Origin of the sequence: Caballeronia sp. LZ043 (assembly GCF_031451075.1) — a bacterium.
GTDB lineage: Bacteria > Pseudomonadota > Gammaproteobacteria > Burkholderiales > Burkholderiaceae > Caballeronia.
The window spans coordinates 298,070-315,531 of record NZ_JARUXT010000001.1; the positions used below are offsets into that span (position 1 = coordinate 298,070).

General features: G+C 64.2%; 15 protein-coding genes and 1 other RNA gene. 13 read left to right on the forward strand and 3 right to left on the reverse strand.

Features of this window, described 5'->3' with window-relative positions; all coding sequences use genetic code 11:
• Window positions 1-3: 3 nt before the first annotated feature.
• Window positions 4-768: an enoyl-CoA hydratase gene (locus tag QCE64_RS01440; protein ID WP_309913668.1), complete on the forward strand. Its 765-nt coding sequence runs from the start codon at window positions 4-6 to the stop codon at window positions 766-768.
• A gap of 6 nt (window positions 769-774) precedes the next feature.
• Here QCE64_RS01440 and fdhD read toward each other — a convergent pair whose 3' ends face one another.
• Entirely contained in the window at window positions 775-1,602 is an 828-nt protein-coding gene (gene fdhD, locus QCE64_RS01445) for a formate dehydrogenase accessory sulfurtransferase FdhD (protein WP_309913671.1), read from the reverse strand.
• 188 nt (window positions 1,603-1,790) lie between these two features.
• On the opposite strand from fdhD, the gene QCE64_RS01450 reads away from it, so the two are divergent.
• Window positions 1,791-2,270, forward strand: a complete 480-nt coding sequence (locus tag QCE64_RS01450) for a nitrate reductase associated protein (RefSeq protein WP_310002482.1) — start codon at window positions 1,791-1,793, stop codon at window positions 2,268-2,270.
• 194 nt (window positions 2,271-2,464) lie between these two features.
• On the forward strand, window positions 2,465-5,578 hold the full coding sequence (locus QCE64_RS01455; RefSeq protein ID WP_310002483.1) for an EAL domain-containing protein: 3,114 nt from the start codon (window positions 2,465-2,467) through the stop codon (window positions 5,576-5,578).
• 6 nt (window positions 5,579-5,584) lie between these two features.
• Here the strand turns inward: QCE64_RS01455 and QCE64_RS01460 are convergent, their stop codons facing one another.
• Window positions 5,585-5,980: an acyl-CoA thioesterase gene (locus tag QCE64_RS01460; RefSeq protein ID WP_309929085.1), complete on the reverse strand. Its 396-nt coding sequence runs from the start codon at window positions 5,978-5,980 to the stop codon at window positions 5,585-5,587.
• Window positions 5,981-6,219: 239 nt separating this feature from the next.
• Here QCE64_RS01460 and QCE64_RS01465 point away from each other — a divergent pair, with 239 nt between their 5' ends.
• The 7 genes from QCE64_RS01465 (at window position 6,220) to QCE64_RS01495 (ending at window position 13,961) form a co-directional block, all read left to right on the forward strand.
• On the forward strand, window positions 6,220-8,097 hold the full coding sequence (locus tag QCE64_RS01465) for an ABC transporter ATP-binding protein/permease (RefSeq protein WP_309929087.1): 1,878 nt from the start codon (window positions 6,220-6,222) through the stop codon (window positions 8,095-8,097).
• An 89-nt stretch (window positions 8,098-8,186) separates the two neighbouring features.
• Window positions 8,187-9,155 (forward strand): LysR family transcriptional regulator, encoded by a 969-nt coding sequence (locus QCE64_RS01470; protein ID WP_309913685.1) that lies wholly within the window; start codon window positions 8,187-8,189, stop codon window positions 9,153-9,155.
• Window positions 9,156-9,263: 108 nt separating this feature from the next.
• Window positions 9,264-10,571 (forward strand): Glu/Leu/Phe/Val dehydrogenase, encoded by a 1,308-nt coding sequence (locus QCE64_RS01475; RefSeq protein ID WP_309913690.1) that lies wholly within the window; start codon window positions 9,264-9,266, stop codon window positions 10,569-10,571.
• A gap of 291 nt (window positions 10,572-10,862) precedes the next feature.
• Entirely contained in the window at window positions 10,863-11,756 is an 894-nt protein-coding gene (locus tag QCE64_RS01480) for a glutamate/aspartate ABC transporter substrate-binding protein (RefSeq protein ID WP_309913693.1), read from the forward strand.
• 68 nt (window positions 11,757-11,824) lie between these two features.
• Window positions 11,825-12,565 (forward strand): amino acid ABC transporter permease, encoded by a 741-nt coding sequence (locus tag QCE64_RS01485; RefSeq protein ID WP_309807196.1) that lies wholly within the window; start codon window positions 11,825-11,827, stop codon window positions 12,563-12,565.
• Window positions 12,565-13,239, forward strand: a complete 675-nt coding sequence (gene gltK, locus QCE64_RS01490) for a glutamate/aspartate ABC transporter permease GltK (RefSeq protein WP_309807197.1) — start codon at window positions 12,565-12,567, stop codon at window positions 13,237-13,239. Before QCE64_RS01485 ends, gltK begins: the two co-directional genes overlap by 1 nt.
• Complete coding sequence (locus tag QCE64_RS01495) at window positions 13,236-13,961, forward strand: amino acid ABC transporter ATP-binding protein (RefSeq protein WP_309807198.1); 726 nt, start codon at window positions 13,236-13,238, stop codon at window positions 13,959-13,961. The genes gltK and QCE64_RS01495 overlap by 4 nt, the downstream gene beginning before the upstream one ends.
• A 51-nt stretch (window positions 13,962-14,012) precedes the next feature.
• Here the strand turns inward: QCE64_RS01495 and QCE64_RS01500 are convergent, their stop codons facing one another.
• Window positions 14,013-14,915, reverse strand: coding sequence for a class II glutamine amidotransferase (locus QCE64_RS01500; protein ID WP_309913697.1), 903 nt, complete (start codon window positions 14,913-14,915; stop codon window positions 14,013-14,015).
• 186 nt (window positions 14,916-15,101) lie between these two features.
• Between QCE64_RS01500 and pyrC the strand changes: the two genes are divergently transcribed.
• The 3 genes from pyrC (at window position 15,102) to rnpB (ending at window position 17,431) form a co-directional block, all read left to right on the forward strand.
• On the forward strand, window positions 15,102-16,172 hold the full coding sequence (gene pyrC / locus QCE64_RS01505; protein WP_309913701.1) for a dihydroorotase: 1,071 nt from the start codon (window positions 15,102-15,104) through the stop codon (window positions 16,170-16,172).
• 10 nt (window positions 16,173-16,182) lie between these two features.
• Window positions 16,183-16,995, forward strand: coding sequence for a DUF3025 domain-containing protein (locus QCE64_RS01510; protein ID WP_310002484.1), 813 nt, complete (start codon window positions 16,183-16,185; stop codon window positions 16,993-16,995).
• A 23-nt stretch (window positions 16,996-17,018) separates the two neighbouring features.
• Window positions 17,019-17,431: RNase P RNA component class A (gene rnpB, locus QCE64_RS01515), an RNA gene on the forward strand.
• The last annotated feature ends 31 nt before the right edge of the window (window positions 17,432-17,462 follow it).

A 17,462-nucleotide genomic window follows, 5' to 3' on the forward strand; every position in this document is an offset into this window, starting at 1 on the left:
CGCATGGAGATTCAGATCGAACGCGCGGACGGCGTGCTGAGCATCGTGCTCAATCGTCCGGACAAGAAGAACGCGATCACCGCGCCGATGTATCAGGAAATGGCCGACGGCCTGTACGAAGCCGAGATGGACCCGACCGTGCGCGCGGCGCTGATTCGCGCGAACGGCGGCGTCTTCAGCGCGGGCAACGATCTCGACGACTTCCTGAACGATCCGCCCAAGGGCCTCGACGCGCCCGTGTTCCAGTTCCTGCGGCGTCTGAGCGGCTTTCCCAAGCCGCTGGTTGCGGCGGTGGGCGGCACGGCGGTGGGCATCGGCACGACGATGCTGCTGCATTGCGATCTCGTCTACGCCAGTCCGGACGCGAAGTTCTCGCTGCCGTTCGCGCAGCTCGGCTTGTGTCCGGAAGCGGCGTCGAGCCTGCTGTTGCCACGTGTGGCGGGTTATCAGCGCGCGGCGGAAAAGCTGCTGCTGGGCGAGGCGTTCGACGTGAACGAGGCGATCGCCATGGGCTTCGTGAACGGCGCGCTCGATGCCGCTCAACTCGATTCCTACGCCTTCGAAAAGGCTCGGCGGCTCGCGTTGCTGCCGGCGTCGTCGCTGCGTGTGACCAAGTCGCTGATGAAGGGTGCGCAGTCCGGCGAAGTGACCGCGCGCATGGCGGACGAGGCCGCGCACTTCGCCCGCATGCTGGCTGCGCCCGAGGCACGCGAGGCCTTCCAGGCGTTCTTCGAGAAGCGCAAGCCGGACTTCAGCAAGTTCGAGTGAGCCGTTTCACTCGACGTCGTATTCGACGAAGCTGTTCTCGCGCGCGAAGCTGACGAGCCGCAAGCCCGCCTGTTTCGCGATGGCGATGGCCAGTGACGTTGGCGCGGAGATGGTCGCGATCATCGGCACGCCGACGCGCGCCGACTTGCGCACGAGCTCGTAGCTCGCGCGGCTCGACAGGAACACGAAGCCTTGCGTCGTGTCCTGCCGTTGCAGGACCAGATGGCCGATGAGCTTGTCGAGCGCGTTGTGACGGCCGACGTCCTCGAACGCGCAGCGGATCGCGCCCGTTTCATCGCACCACGCGGCGGCGTGCAGGCCGCCCGTCAGCTTCGACAGCACCTGATGCGCGGACAGGTCGCGCGCCGCGCGTTCGATGGCATCCGGCGCGAGACGCGCGAGAAAACCAGTGTCCGGCACGCGTTCGGGCTGCAGATCCAGCAACTCGATGCTTTCGATCCCGCACACGCCGCAGCCGGTCCGGCCGGCCATGGCGCGGCGCTTGTCCTTCAGCGCCATGAACGACTGCTGCACTACTTGCAGCTGCACTTCGGCATGCGGCAGCACGTCGCCGTGATCGTGAAACGTGACTTCGATGTCGTGGATGTCGCTGCCGCGTTCGATGATGCCCTCGGTCAGCGAGAATCCCACGGCGAACGCTTCGAGATCGCGCGGGGTACACATCATGACCGCGTGCGAGATGCCGTTGTACACCAGCGCGACCGGCCATTCCTGGCCGACCTGATCGGCCGCCACCGAGCTTGCGCCCGCGCGATGCCTGCGCACCGGACGCTTGACGAAGCCAGGTTGATCGTCGGTTTCGAGTTGACTCACTTTTACTGCTCCTGACCACTTCTTCGAGTAAAGTCGGGTATGCGACTTGCTGCTTCATTGTGCTGTGCGCGCGTTTTAAACATGTGCCCAGCGGCTCGTTTGCAACGGTTCCAGCCAGATCCAAGGCCCTACAATAACTTAAGGCGGCACTGCGCGTCGCGCACGCCCTCAATCCAACGAGGCTTGTTATGGGACTTTATGACGCCGCGCGACTCTTTGGATTCGAAGTCGAATCTTCAGAGAATCTGCGCTTCATTCCGCTTGCCGTGCGCTTCAATCTCGATCGCTTCGGCATGCGCATCACGCTCGACGAGTGGCAGCAGCTTCCGTATGACGATCGCGTATTGCTTGCGCGCTTTCCCATCGAAGACGAAGCCGAAGTCGAGAAGCACTTCGACCTCGCGCTCGAAGAGATGATGAAGACGCATGCGAACACCGCACCCGAGAAGATCGAGCGCGATCCGGATCCGGTCTGGGCTCACGCCGATGCCGTGCCCGAGACCGTCATCCGTCAAAGCAGCCTGTGCGGCGTGAGCGCGCCGAGTCTTTCCCACTGGGGCAAACTCGACCGTTTCCAGCGCTACGCGCTCGCGAAACTCTCGCGCAACACGGACAAGGTCAATCACGACTTCCTGCCGGCCATGCGCGAGTTCGGCCTCCTGGAATGACGAGCAGTGCTCGCAAACGTTTTGCTGACGCATTGATCATATTATTCGGCAACAAGCCCTAAATACGGCGCTGTTGCTGCCGATATTGGGCGTTATCCAATAGTCGCGATGTGAGCGTTTCTCACAACGCGCAACCGCGTGGGCGCGTCTCTTCGAGCCGCGTCCGACGCGCACCAAAGGGATACGCCCGCCGCATGACTCGTTTCCTCTCCAGGGGTTTGCTCGTCAACATCGCCGTGGTGCTGGCCGCGCTCGGCGCAAACGCTTTCGTCGCCTGCGAGCGCATTGGCGGACTGCGCGAAAGCGATGCGCGCACCCTGCGCTCGATGAGCCTCATGCGCGATCTGGGCGCCTACCGCAGCACGCTAGGCGAGGCGCTGCCCGAGCTCAGCCGCTTCGAGGCCACCGGCGTGGCCGAGACCGAAGCGCGGCACCTGGAGCGCGAAGCTCACCTCGATGCGCTCGAAAGCGGCCTGCGCGCGCAGCTCTCGATCGAGCCCGGCATGAGCGGCGCATTCGAGGCGCTCGCCACGCGCGCCTCCATGTTGCGGCGCGACGCCAATCAGGCGTTCGAACACGCCCGTCATGCACCGCCCGACGCTTCCCGCGCCTGGGCCGACGCCGCCTTCGTGACGCTCGGCGAAGACCAGCAGGCGGTGGATGAAGAACTGTCGGCGGTGCGCACGAGAATCGACAACGCGACCATTGCGGCGCTCGACGAATCCGCGCAGGCCTCCAGCGGCGCGATGCTGCTGCTGATCTTCACGATGCTCGCCGGCAGCGCGGTGCTCATCTATCTGTTCGCCAGCAACGAGCGCCAGTCGAGCGAGAAGCTCGGCATCGAGCGGGCGCGGCAGCGCAGCAACGAGCGCTTCCGCAGCCTGTTCGAGGCGCATCCGGTGCCGATGTGGATCGTCGATCGCGAGACCATGCGTTTCATCGCGGTCAATCCGGCGGCGCTCGCCCACTTCGGCTTCGATGAACCCGCGTTTCTCGGCATGACGCTGCGCGACCTGCATCACGCCGACGACTTCGACAGCTTCGCCGCCCGGCTCGCGCGCAGTGCGGGCGAGACCGGCGAGCGGGCGAATGCGGGACAGGCCTCGGCGGGCGTATGGCGCTATCGGCGCAAGGACGGTTCGATCGTCGCCGCCGATGTCTCGCATCACTCGCTCGTATATTCGAACCGGCCCGGCATCTTCATGCTGGCCAACGACGTGACCGACCGCATCAACGCGGAAGCCGAGGCGCGCCGTTCGAACGAGATGCTCGAAGCCGTCATCGACAACATTCCGCAGCGCGTGTTCTGGAAGGATCGCGACCTGCGCTATCTCGGCTGCAACAACGCCTTCGCGCGCGACGCGGGCCTGGCGTACAACGAGCAGGTCATCGGCAAGACGGATTACGAATTGCCGTGGGGCGCGCTTGCGGATGTCGTGCGCGCCGACGATGAAGAAGTCATCGTCACGACCGTGCCCAAGATGCACTTCGAGCGCGACATCGTGATCGGCGAGCAACTGCGCACGCTCGTCACCAGCAAGCTGCCGCTGCTCGACGGCGAAGGGCAGACCATCGGCGTGCTCGGCTCGTATCACGACGTCACCGACCACAAGCGCGCCGAACTGGCGCTGCGCCTGCAAAGCCGCGCGCTCGACGCCAGCGTCAACGCCATCCTGATCACGGGCGTGGTGGACGGCGCGAACGTCATCGAGTACGCGAATCCGGCGTTCAAGCGCATCACCGGCTATGACCCGAGCGAGGTCATCGGCCAGGACTGCCGTTTCCTGCATGGACCGGACGGCGAGCAGGACGGCCTCACCGCGATCCGCCGCGCGCTCGATGTCAACCTCGAAGCGAGCGTCGTGGTGCGCAACTATCGCAAGGACGGCGCGCTGTTCTGGAACCAGCTGTTCGTCGCGCCCGTGCCGAATGCGCAGGGACTGACGACGCATCACATCGGCATCATCAACGACGTGACCGACCTGATGCGCTATCAGGAAGAGCTCGAATACCAGGCGAACTACGACACGCTCACGCGCCTGCCGAACCGCAATTTGCTGAAGGACCGCCTGCAGCACGCGATCGAAGCGGCGCGGCGGCGCGAGACCAAGATCGCAGTCGTGTTCATGGACCTCGACGGCTTCAAGAACGTCAACGACAGCCTGGGCCACAGCGTCGGCGACCGCCTGCTCGCGGTGATCGCGGAACGGCTCGCCCGCACGGCGCGCACCAGCGACACGGTGGCGCGCCATGGCGGCGACGAGTTCGTGATCGTGCTGCCCGACCTGACCGACGAAGCCGGCCTGATTGCGTGGATGGAGCGTACGCGCGCGGCCATCTCGGAGCCGGTGTGGATCGACGACACCGAGCTGTACGTGGGTTGCAGCATGGGTGCGAGTCTCTATCCGCAGGACGGCGACGACGCCGAGACCGTGATGAAGAAGGCCGACCTCGCGATGTACCGCGCGAAGGACATGGGCCGCAACACCTATCAGTTCTATCAGCCGGAGATGAACGCGAGCGTCGGCGCGCGCATGAATCTCGAACGCCGTCTGCGGCGTGCGCTGCGCGACGGCGAGTTCCTGCTGCACTATCAGCCGCAGGTGGACATGACGACGCGCCAGATTGTCGGCATCGAGGCGCTCGTGCGCTGGCACGACCCGGAACAGGGGCTCGTGTCGCCGGCGTCGTTCATTCCGGTCGCGGAAGAGAGCGGCTTGATCGGGCCGCTGTCGGAGTGGGTGCTGCGCGAGGCGTGCCGCCAGAACAAGGCCTGGCAGGACGCCGGCCTGCCGGCCGCGCGCGTGTCGGTGAATCTGTCGGCGCGCCATTTCCAGCAACGCGACATCGCGCGGCTGGTCACGTCCGTGCTGGATGAAACCGGACTGGAACCGCGCTATCTCGAACTCGAACTCACCGAAAGCGCGATCATGCGCAACGCCGAGGAAGCGATCACGATGCTGTCCGAGCTATCCGCGCTCGGGATCGGCATTGCCATCGACGACTTCGGCACCGGCTATTCGAGCCTGTCCTATCTGAAGCGCTTCCCGGTGCACCGGCTGAAGATCGACCGCTCGTTCGTCGCGGACATCGGCGCGTCGAGCGACGACGAAACCATCACCTCGGCGATCATCGCGCTCGCGCATTCGCTGGAGTTGCAGGTGATCGCGGAAGGCGTCGAAACCTCCGCGCAACACGAGTTCCTGCGCGCCCGCGACTGCGACGAAATGCAGGGCTTCTTCTTCTCGCGCCCGATGCCGCACGAAGCGATTCCGGGCCTCTTGCAACAGGGCGTGCTGCCGAACTGAGGCGCGTCAGTCGAGCGGCGGCAGGACGCGCGGACGGCGGTCGCGGTCGGTTGCGACGTAGGTGAGCGTCGCCTCCGTTACCTTGACGACCTCTTCGGCGAGGCTCATGCGCTGCGCATAGACCTCGACCGATACGGTGACCGACGTGTTGCCGGTCTTCACGATGTCGGCATAGAAGCTAAGCAGGTCGCCGACGAATACCGGATGCTTGAAGAGGAACGAATTCACCGCCACGGTCGCGACGCGTCCGTTGGCGCGGCGGCTCGCGGGAATGGAGCCGGCGATGTCCACCTGCGCCATGATCCAGCCGCCGAAGACGTCGCCGTGGACGTTGGCGTCGGCGGGTTGCGGCACGACGCGCAGCGCGACCTGCTTCTGGGGAAGATTGGATTGCTCGGTCATGGCAGGTTTCCGGTTGGCGAGGGAGGAGCGGGCGGCCGGCGCAAGCGGCCCCTTGGGCCTTCTGCGACAATGCCGTTAGACGGATGCGCTTCCGGCCGCGCGGCAACTTGCAGCGGCGCCGGGCGCTTGCCATAAATTGTACGGGAAAGCCTGCGCGAGACCGGCTCCCGCCCCGCCGACCGATGCGTTACCCGGCGCCGCATTCCGGCTGGAAGCGGCGCGCTTGCCCCACGATACTCATGCGCCGCACGTCCAACCGAGAGCCCGGGCCCGTGCCCCAGGGCCCGCGCAACGACTGGCAGACGATCCGTTCGCTGCTGCCTTATCTCACCACGTACAAATGGCGCGTCGCGTTCGCGCTGACCTGCCTGATCGGCGCGAAGGTCGCGAACCTGGGCGTGCCGATCGTGATGAAGAAGATCGTCGATGGCCTGTCTTCCGTGCAGCATCTGACCGCGCTCGGCCGCGCGACGGATGCGCCGGGGATCGTGCTGATCGGCGGCATCGGGCTGCTGGTGGTCGCCTATGCGGCCGCGCGGCTCTCCACCTCGCTGTTCACCGAACTGCGCGAACTGCTGTTCGCCAAGGTCACCGAAAGCGCCGTGCGGCAACTCGCGCTGCGCGTGTTCCGGCATCTGCATTCGCTGTCGCTGCGCTTTCACCTGGAGCGGCAGACGGGCGGCATGTCGCGCGACATCGAGCGCGGCACGCGCGGCATCCAGCAACTCGTTTCCTATTCGCTGTACAGCATCCTGCCGACGCTCGTCGAAGTCGGCCTCGTGCTGGCGTTCTTCGTGACCAAGTACGAAGCGTATTACGCGATCGTCACGGGGATCGCGCTGGTGACGTACATCGTCTTCACCGTGAAGGTGACGGAGTGGCGCACGCATTACCGCCGCACGATGAACGATCTCGATTCGAAGGCGAATTCGCGCGCGATCGATTCGCTGCTCAACTACGAGACCGTCAAGTACTTCGGCAACGAAGAATGGGAAACGCGCCGCTACGACGAGAATCTGCAGCGCTATCGCGCGGCTGCGATCAAGTCGCAGCGCTCGCTGTCGATGCTCAACTTCGGCCAGCAGACGATCATCGGCGTCGGGCTCGTGTTCATCCTGTGGCGCGCGACGCAGGGCGTAATGGCCGGCCGCCTGACGCTCGGCGATCTCGTGCTGATCAACACCTTCATGTTGCAGCTGTATATACCGCTCAATTTCCTGGGTGTCGTGTATCGCGAGCTCAAGCAGGCGCTGACCGACATGGACCGCATGTTCACGCTGCTCGGCGCGGGCCGGGAAGTGCCCGACGCGCCGGATGCGCAAGCGCTCGCGGTGCGCGGCGGCGAAGTGCGCTTCGAGCACGTGAGCTTCGCCTATGAACGCGCGCGGACCATCCTGCATGACGTCGATTTCACGATTGCCGCCGGCACCACGACCGCGGTGGTCGGGCACAGCGGCTCGGGGAAGTCGACGCTCGGACGCCTGCTGTTCCGCTTTTACGATCTCGAGCGCGAGCAGGGCGGCGCCATCCGCATCGACGGACAGGACATTCGCGACGTCACACAGGACTCGCTGCGCGCGGCGATCGGCATCGTGCCGCAGGACACGGTGCTGTTCAACGATTCGATCTATTACAACATCGCGTACGGCCGTCCTTCCGCGAGCCGCGACGAAGTGATCGCGGCGGCGCGCGCGGCGCATATCCACGATTTCATCGAGGCCTTGCCGGCGGGTTATGACACGCCGGTCGGCGAACGCGGGCTGAAGCTCTCGGGCGGCGAGAAGCAGCGTGTCGCCATTGCGCGCACGCTGCTCAAGAACCCGCCGATCCTGATTTTCGATGAAGCCACGTCGGCGCTCGATTCGAAGTCCGAGCGCGCCATCCAGCGCGAACTGGATTCGATTGCGCGGGAGCGGACCACGCTGATCATTGCGCATCGGCTGTCGACGGTGGTGCATGCTCAGCAGATCATCGTGATGGATCATGGGCGCATCGTGGAACGCGGCACGTTCGCCGAGTTGCTCGATGCGGGTGGTCTGTTCGCGCAGATGTGGGCGTTGCAGCAGCAGAAGACCGGAGAAGCGGCGGCGGATCAGCGCGATGCGGCGAGGGTTTGAAGATCGCGCTGAGCAGCGGGCCTGCGTCGCCCGTGTGTCGATAAAATGCGTGTTTTGCCGCCACAGGCGCATTGCGCGCACGACGAAGCATGGAACTCAAATGGCTCGAAGACTTCGTTTCGCTCGCGGAGACGCGCAGCTTCAGCCGCTCCGCTGAATTACGGCATATCACGCAACCCGCCTTCTCACGCCGCATCCAGGCGCTCGAAGCGTGGCTCGGCACCGAACTGATCGATCGGTCCGTCTATCCGACGCGCCTCACGCAGGCCGGCCAGGTCTTCTACGAGCAGGCGCTCGCGATGCTCTCGCAGTTCCACGAGGCGCGCACGCTGTTGCGCGGGCAGGGCGGCGTGCCGGCGGCGACCATCGAGTTCGCCGTGCCGCATACCTTGTCGCTGACCTACTTTCCGCGCTGGCTGGAGCATATCGAAGCGCGTCTCGGGCGGATCCGCACCCGCCTGCGCGCGCTCAACGTGCACGACGCGGTGCTGTCCCTGGTGGAAGGCGGCTGCGATCTGGTGATGGGCTATCACCATCCCAGCCATCCGGTCGCGCTCGATCCCGCGCGTTACGACATGCTCACGCTCGGCACCGAACCGATCAGCCCGTTCTCCGCGGTGACGAAAGGTGGCCGCGCGCGCTTCACGCTGCCGGCGTCCGCCGAATCGCCGGTGCCGTATCTGTCGTACACGCCGAACGCGTACCTCGGCCGCATGACCGAGACGATCATCGCGACCTCGCCGGTACGCCTCTATCTCGACAAGGTCTATGAAACCGACATGGCCGAAGGACTGAAGGCGATGGCGATCGCGGGCCACGGCATTGCCTTCCTGCCACACAGCGCCGTGGAGGATGCGGTGGAGGAGGGCCGCCTCATCCGTCTCGACCGGGGCACGCGCGGCATGCCGGCCGGCCAGTTCACGCTGACCATGGACATCCGGCTGTATCGCGACAAGCTGGCATCGATGGGCGAGGAACCGCGCCAGGCATTGATGCGTGCGCTATGGGACGCGGTCAACGAGGAGCTGCTCAAGGCGGCTGAAACCGCCGCCACGTAAGGCTTTCGAACGTTATGCACAAAACGCATGACGGGATAAAAATCCGGCATTGGATTTGCAGAGGCCGTTTTTCGACAATGGCTGCATTCCTTCACCGCTGGAGCATCAATGTCTTCGTCGAACGCGCAAACGCCGGACGCCAAACATGCCATCCCGTCGTACCTCAATGCCGATGATCTCGGTCCTTGGGGAAACTATCTGAAGCAGGTTGATCGCGTCGCTCCCTATCTCGGTTCTCTCTCCCGCTGGCTCGAAACCCTCAAGCGTCCCAAGCGCATCCTCGTCGTCGACTGCCCGATCGAACTCGATAACGGCACCGTCGCGCACTTCGAAGGCTATCGTGTGCAACACAACACGTCGCGCGGTCCCGGCAAGGGCGGCGTGCGTTACCACCAGGACGTGACGCTCTCGGAAGTCATGGCGCTGTCCGCGTGGATGTCGGTGAAGAACGCTGCCGTGAACGTGCCGTACGGCGGCGCGAAGGGCGGCATCCGCGTGGATCCGCGCACGCTGTCGCGCGGCGAACTCGAACGGCTGACGCGCCGCTATACCAGCGAGATCGGCATCATCATCGGGCCGAACACGGACATCCCCGCGCCCGACGTGAACACCAACGAGCAGATCATGGCGTGGATGATGGACACCTACTCCATGAACCAGGGGCAGACGGCCACCGGCGTCGTCACCGGCAAGCCGATCTCACTCGGCGGCTCGCTCGGCCGCCGGGAAGCCACCGGACGCGGCGTGTTCGTGGTCGGCAGCGAAGCGGCGCGGCGCATCGGCATGGAGATCGAAGGCGCGCGCATCGCGGTGCAGGGCTTCGGCAATGTCGGCGGCATCGCGGCCAAGCTGTTCCAGGAAGCGGGCGCGCGCGTGATCGCCGTGCAGGATCACACCGGCACGCTGCATAACTCGAAGGGCATCGATACCGTCGCGCTGCTCGAGCACGTCGCGCAGAACGGCGGCGTAGGCGGCTTCGCAGGCGCGGACCCGGTGCAGGCCGACGAATTCTGGATGATCGAGAGCGACATCCTGATCCCGGCGGCGCTCGAGAACCAGATCACCGAGAAGAACGCCGGCAAGATCCGCACGAAGATCGTCGTGGAAGGCGCGAACGGCCCGACGACCACCGCGGCGGACGACATCCTGACCGACAAGGGCATCCTCGTGATCCCCGACGTGATCGCCAACGCGGGCGGCGTGACTGTGTCGTACTTCGAGTGGGTGCAGGACTTCTCGAGCTTCTTCTGGACCGAGGACGAGATCAACCAGCGTCTGGAGCGCGTGATGCGCGAAGCCTTCGCCGGCGTGTGGCAGGTGGCGAGCGAGCATCAGGTGTCGGTGCGCACGGCGGCGTTCATCGTCGCGTGCTCGCGGATCCTCCAGGCGCGCGAGATGCGCGGCCTGTATCCCTGATCTGCTACGCGGTCCACGGGTGAGCGGTCTGCAGGAGGCGGACCCGCGTTGCGCTCACTGATTCATGCGTGCGGCATTCGACAGAATGCCGCACGCATTTGCATGAAAACTACAGGCGGGCGCGGCAGATGTAACACGCCATGCGTTAGTCAAAAAACGCCAGTAACATGCGCCGTCGCAATCGGGCGGCCATCCGTCTTAAAAATAAGACGGAGTGGGTTAACAATCATTCTTTCAGAATAATTACCCTGCTAAACTTGGCCCGGTTTTTCGCCACAGGAGATCGAACACATGAAGATTAAAAAGGCTGCGCTGCTGGTTGCCGCGCTCGGTTTCATCGCAACGGGCGCCTACGCGCAAGATGCCGGCACGCTGAAGAAGATCAAGGACACGGGTGTCATCTCGTTGGGGCATCGCGAATCGTCCATTCCGTTCTCGTACTACGACGACAAGCAGCAAGTCGTCGGCTATTCCCACGAATTCGCCCTCAAGGTGGTCGAAGCCGTCAAGACGAAGCTCGGCATGTCCGAGCTGAAGGTCAAGCTGACGCCGATCACCTCGCAGAACCGCATTCCGCTCGTGCAGAACGGCACGGTGGACATCGAGTGCGGCTCGACCACGAACAACGCCGAACGCCAGCAGCAAGTGGCCTTCTCGAACACGATCTTCGTGATCGGCACGCGTCTCATGACCAAGAAGGATTCGGGCGTGAAGGACTGGGCCGACCTGAAGGGCAAGACTGTCGTGACGACCGCCGGCACCACGTCCGAACGCCTGCTTCGCAAGATGAACCAGGACAAGAACATGGGCATGAACATCATCAGCGCGAAGGATCACGGCGAGTCGTTCCTGACGCTGTCGACCGGCCGCGCGGTGGCCTTCATGATGGACGATGCGCTGCTCGCCGGCGAACGCGCCAAGTCGAACAACCCGGGCGATTTCGTGATCGTCGGTGCGCCGCAATCGCATGAAGCGTACGGCTGCATGATCCGCAAGAACGATCCGGAGTTCAAGAAGGTCGTGGACGACGCCATCGCCAAGGTCGAAACCTCGGGCGACGCCGACAAGATCTACAAGAAGTGGTTCGAAAGCCCGATCCCGCCGAAGGGCCTCAACCTGAACTTCCCGGAAAGTGATGACATCAAGGCTCTCTACAAGAGCCCGAATGACAAGGCAATTGACTAAACGGTTCGAGTTTTGAGCGAACGAGACGGAAGGAGCTTGCTTCTTCCGTTTCTTTTTGGAGTGAGTCCATGTCTTATCACTGGAACTGGGGCGTACTGCTGAGCCCCGTTTCGACCGGCGAGCCCACGACCTATCTCGGCTGGCTGATCTCCGGCTTCTGGGTGACGATTACCGTGTCGCTCGCCGCCTGGGTGATCGCGCTGGTGGTCGGCTCGCTGTTCGGCATTCTGCGCACGGTCCCGAACCGCACGCTGGCGGCCATCGGCACTGTTTATGTCGCGATCTTCCGCAATATCCCGCTGATCGTGCAGTTCTTCGTCTGGTATCTCGTGATTCCGGAGTTGCTGCCCGTGTCCTGGGGCAACTGGTTCAAGCAACTGCCGCCGTCGGCGCAGTTCTTTTCATCGTCGATCATCTGTCTCGGGCTCTTCACCGGCGCGCGCGTGTGCGAACAGGTGCGCTCGGGCATCAACGCGTTGCCGCGCGGCCAGCGCAACGCAGGCCTCGCGATGGGCTTCACCGAATGGCAGACCTACCGCTACGTACTGATGCCGGTCGCGTACCGCATCATCGTGCCGCCGCTCACGTCGGAGTTCCTCAACGTGTTCAAGAACTCGGCGGTGGCCTCGACCATCGGTCTGCTCGATCTCTCCGCGCAGGCGCGCCAGCTCGTCGACTACACGGCGCAGACGTATGAGTCGTTCATCGCGGTGACGATCGCCTACATGCTCATCAACCTGATCGTGATGCAGCTGATGCGCTGGCTCGAAGCCAGAACGCGCCTGCCCGGCTACATCGGAGGCAAGTAATGCATTACAACTGGAGTGACATCCTCGCGTCCTGGCCGACGCTGATGACCGGCGCGAAGATCACGCTGCAGATCACGGTGCTGGCGATCGTGATCGGGATCATCTGGGGCACGGTGCTCGCGCTGTTCCGGCTCTCGGGCGTGAAACCGCTGCAATGGTTCGCGAGCGCGTACGTCACGCTGTTCCGCTCGATCCCGCTCGTGATGGTGCTGCTGTGGTTCTTCCTGATCGTGCCGCAGTTGCTGCAGAACGTGCTCGGGTTGTCGGCGGATATCGACATCCGCCTCGCCTCGGCGATGGTCGCGTTCTCGCTGTTCGAAGCCGCGTACTATTCGGAAATCATTCGCGCCGGCATCCAGGCGGTGCCGCGCGGCCAGGTGAACGCCGCGTTCGCGCTCGGCATGACCTACGGCCAGGCCATGAAGCTGGTGGTGCTGCCGCAGGCCTTCCGCGCGATGGTCCCGCTGCTGCTTACCCAGGCCATCGTCCTGTTCCAGGATACGTCGCTCGTGTACGTCATCAGCCTCGCGGACTTCTTCCGCACGGCCACGAACATCGGGGACCGCGACGGCACGTCCGTCGAAATGATCCTGTTCGCGGGCGCCTGCTACTTCGTGATTTGCGTGGTGGCGTCGGCCCTCGTCAAAAGTCTTCAGAAAAAGGTCGCAAGATGATCTCTATCAAGAATGTTTCCAAGTGGTACGGGCAGTTTCAGGTGCTGACGGACTGCACGACCGAAGTGAAGAAGGGCGAAGTGGTCGTGGTGTGCGGTCCGTCGGGCTCGGGCAAGTCGACGCTCATCAAGACGGTCAACGGTCTCGAACCGTTCCAGAAGGGCGAGATCACGATCAACGGCCAGTCGCTCACCGACAAGAAGACCAATCTGTCGAAGCTGCGCTCGAAGGTCGGCATGGTGTTCCAGCATTTCGAGCTGTTCCCGCACCTGACCATCACGCAGAACCTGACGCTTGCGCAGGTCAAGGTGCTCGGCCGCTCGAACGAGGAAGCGACGCAGAAGGGGCTGAAGCTGCTGGACCGCGTGGGTCTGCGGGCGCATGCGGACAAGTTTCCGGGCCAGTTGTCGGGCGGTCAGCAGCAGCGCGTGGCGATTGCACGCGCGCTGTCGATGGACCCGATTGCGATGCTCTTCGACGAACCCACCTCCGCGCTCGATCCGGAGATGATCAACGAAGTGCTGGACGTGATGGTCGAACTCGCGCAGGAAGGCATGACCATGATGTGCGTGACGCACGAAATGGGCTTTGCGAAGAAGGTGGCGAACCGCGTGATCTTCATGGATCGCGGGTTGATCGTCGAGGACGACCAGAAGGAAGCGTTCTTCGCGAATCCGAAGTCGGACCGCGCGAAAGACTTCCTCGCGAAGATCCTGCATTGAGCTTGACCGCGTAATGATGAAAACGGCGCTCTCGAAGCGCCGTTTTTTATCTCACTCGATCCCGAGTTCCGATTCGACCGTGGCCGTGCTGCGCATCTCCTCGATCTGCAGCGCCGAGCCGACGCAGGCTTTCGCAAGCGGCTCGGCGGCCTTCTTCGCGACCGCCTCCGGCACCGGCACGTTCACCGTGCGCGCCAGCGCGCCGCACTGGAACATCGCGAGATCGCCGGGGGCGAAGCGGGTCCAGATTTCGTCGTCGGTGAGCGGCGAGGTGGCGATCACCGCCACGCGATCTTCCGGCGTCGTGTATTTGGCGAAGTCGATGGACATGTCGGCATCGATCAGATGCGCCGTCGAGAACGGCCAGCTGCGCACCAGATAGTACAAATGGGTGGAGCAGTGCGAGAACAGCGCCTGGCCGTTCGACATCAGGAAGTTGAACACGCCGTATTGCGTGATGTCGCGCGTGAGTTCGGCGAGGGCGTCGAACAGCTCGTCGAGCGGCGGCTGCGAGCAGGGGAATTGGCGGCGCAGGCCCTGCAGCAGCGCGCAGAAAGCGAGTTCGCTATCCGTGGTGCCGACCGGCTGATAGACGCCGGTCAGTTCCGGCGCATGGCCTTTCAGGTCGCCGTTGTGCGCGAAGATCCAGTGGCGGCCCCACAGTTCGCGCATGAACGGATGGCAGTTCTCCAGCAGGATGTGCCCTTGCGTCGCCTTGCGGATGTGGGCGATGGTGTTCTTCGACTTGATCGGATAGCGCTTGACCATGTCCGCCAGAGGCGAACTGGCCGATGACTGATGGTCGATGAACAGCCGGCAGGCCTTGTCCTCGAAGAATGCGATGCCCCAGCCGTCGGCGTGATGATCGGTTACGCCGCCGCGCGCTGCAAACCCGGTGAACGAGAACGTCACGTCCGTGGGTTCGGCGCAATTCATTCCGAGAAGTTGGCACATGTCGCTGAGGCAGGCGGGCGGTCGCCCTGAACGGGTTGTTACAATACGTCCGACAAGCATATCACCGAGGCAAGCGCGAAAAAATCGCCCAACCGCTCATAACCGCGCGCGTTGTGCAATTTCCACGGCGGATTTTTCCTGTGCTCGGGTGGCTTGCGCCATTCCAACGTTCCCCGTCATCTCGCCATGTCCGCTACCTCTTCCTCGCCTCAGTCGCTCACCCTCGCGCGCCCCGACGACTGGCACCTGCACGTGCGCGACGGCGCCACCCTCGCAGCCGTGCTGCCGCACACGGCAAGGCAGTTCGGCCGCGCGATCATCATGCCGAACCTGAAGCCGCCGGTCACCACGACCGAACTGGCGAGCGCGTACCGCGAACGCATTCTTGCGGCGCTGCCGAAAGAAGGCGCCGGTGCGCGTTTCGAGCCGCTGATGACGCTCTATCTCACCGACAACACACCGCCCGATGAAATCCGCCGCGCGAAGGCGAGCGGCTTCGTGCATGGCGTGAAGCTGTATCCGGCGGGCGCGACCACGAACTCCGACGCGGGCGTCACGAGTCTCGCGAAGTGCGCGAAGACGATCGAGGCGATGCAGGAAACCGGCATGCCGCTGCTGATTCACGGCGAAGTCACCGATGGGGACATCGACGTGTTCGACCGCGAGAAGGTGTTCATCGACCGGGTGATGACGCCGCTGCGCCGCGATTTCCCCGCGCTCAAGGTCGTGTTCGAGCACATCACGACGAAGGACGCGGCGGACTATGTGCGCGAGGCCGAGGGGCCCATCGGAGCAACCATTACTGCGCATCACCTGCTGTACAACCGCAATATCATGCTGGTCGGCGGGATGCGGCCGCATTACTTCTGCCTGCCGGTGCTCAAGCGCGAGACGCATCGCGTCGCGCTGGTCGAGGCGGCGACGTCGGGCAATCCGCGCTTCTTCCTCGGCACGGACAGCGCGCCGCATCCGAAGGGACTGAAGGAGCATGCCTGCGGCTGCGCGGGCTGCTACACGGCGCTGCATGCGCTGGAACTGTATGCCGAGAGCTTCGACAAGGCCGGCGCGCTCGATAAGCTCGAAGGCTTTGCGAGCTTCCACGGCGCGGACTTCTACGGCCTGCCGCGCAGCAAGGAAACCGTGACGCTGGAACGCGGCACGTGGACGCTGCCCGCGGAATTCACCGCCGGCGACGCGACCATCGTGCCGTTGCGCGGCGGCGAAACCATCGGCTGGCGCTTCGCGGACGCAAGCTGAAGCGTCGGGTGTGAGCGCCGGTTTCGCTGACATCGACTGGACGCGGCCATGGCTTGCGTCCATCGAAGCGCGCGGCAGGCGCTGGCAGGCCGCGGCGCTTGCCGGTCATGCCGACTATCTCGCGGTGCTGAACGCGGACGCATTCGATGCCACGCACGTAACGGGACGCGGCGCACGGCTCGCGTTTATCGCGCAGGACGCGTTGCCGGCCGGTGCGTCCTACGAAGGTCACATTGCCGAGACCGGCTGTGTGCCCACGCGCCACAACCTCCACGATTTCTTCAACGCGTCGATGTGGTTCGCGTATCCGCGCATCAAGGCGGCGCTCAACGCGCGCCAGGCAGAGCAGATCGCGGCGCTCGGCATCGGGCCCACGCGCGGCGCCGTGCGGGATGCGCTGACGCTCTTCGACGAAAACGCTGTGTTCTTCATCTCCGCCGATGCCGCGCTCACCGATGCCCTGCGCGGCTTCGACTGGCGCGCGCTGTTCGTCGCCGGGCGCGCGGCGTGGGGCACGCGTTGCGAGGCGCGCATTTTCGGCCATGCGTTGCTGGAGAAGCTCGTCGCGCCGTACAAGGCGTGTACGGGGCATGCGTGGATCGTCGAGGTGCCGGCGCGCTATTTCTCCCTCGACGATGACGGCCGCCGCGCGTTCATCGACGAAAGCGTTGCGGCGCGCATCGCCGCCGGGCCGTTCGATAGCCGCGCCTTTGCGCCGCTGCCGGTGCTGGGTGTGCCGGGTTGGTGCGAGGCGAATGCGGACGCCGCGTTCTACGACGATTCCACGGTGTTCCGGCCGGGACGCCGGACGATCCGGCGCTAGCCGGATGTTAGAATCGGTGCCGCAAAGCGGGCCAGGCAATCGCGGCCTCGACGGTTTCGGTCGAAGAGGGCGAGGAAAGTCCGGACTCCACAGGGCAGGGTGATGGCTAACGGCCATCCGTGGCAACACGCGGAACAGGGCAACAGAAAGCAAACCGCCGATGGCTTCGGACGCGAGTCCGGAGATCAGGTAAGGGTGAAACGGTGCGGTAAGAGCGCACCGCGGACGTCGCGAGGCGTTCCGGCACGGTAACCTCCACCCGGAGCAATTCCAAATAGGCAGGCAGGCATCTTCGCGATGCAGGACGGGGCCCCCGTTCGTCTGCGGGTAGGAAGCTTGAGCGCGTCAGCAATGGCGCGTCTAGAGGAATGATTGCCACGTGCGCCGGTTTCGGCCGGTGCATGCACAGAATCCGGCTTATCGGCCCGCTTTGTCGTCATTCAAAAGGAAAGAGCCGGCGTCTCGCG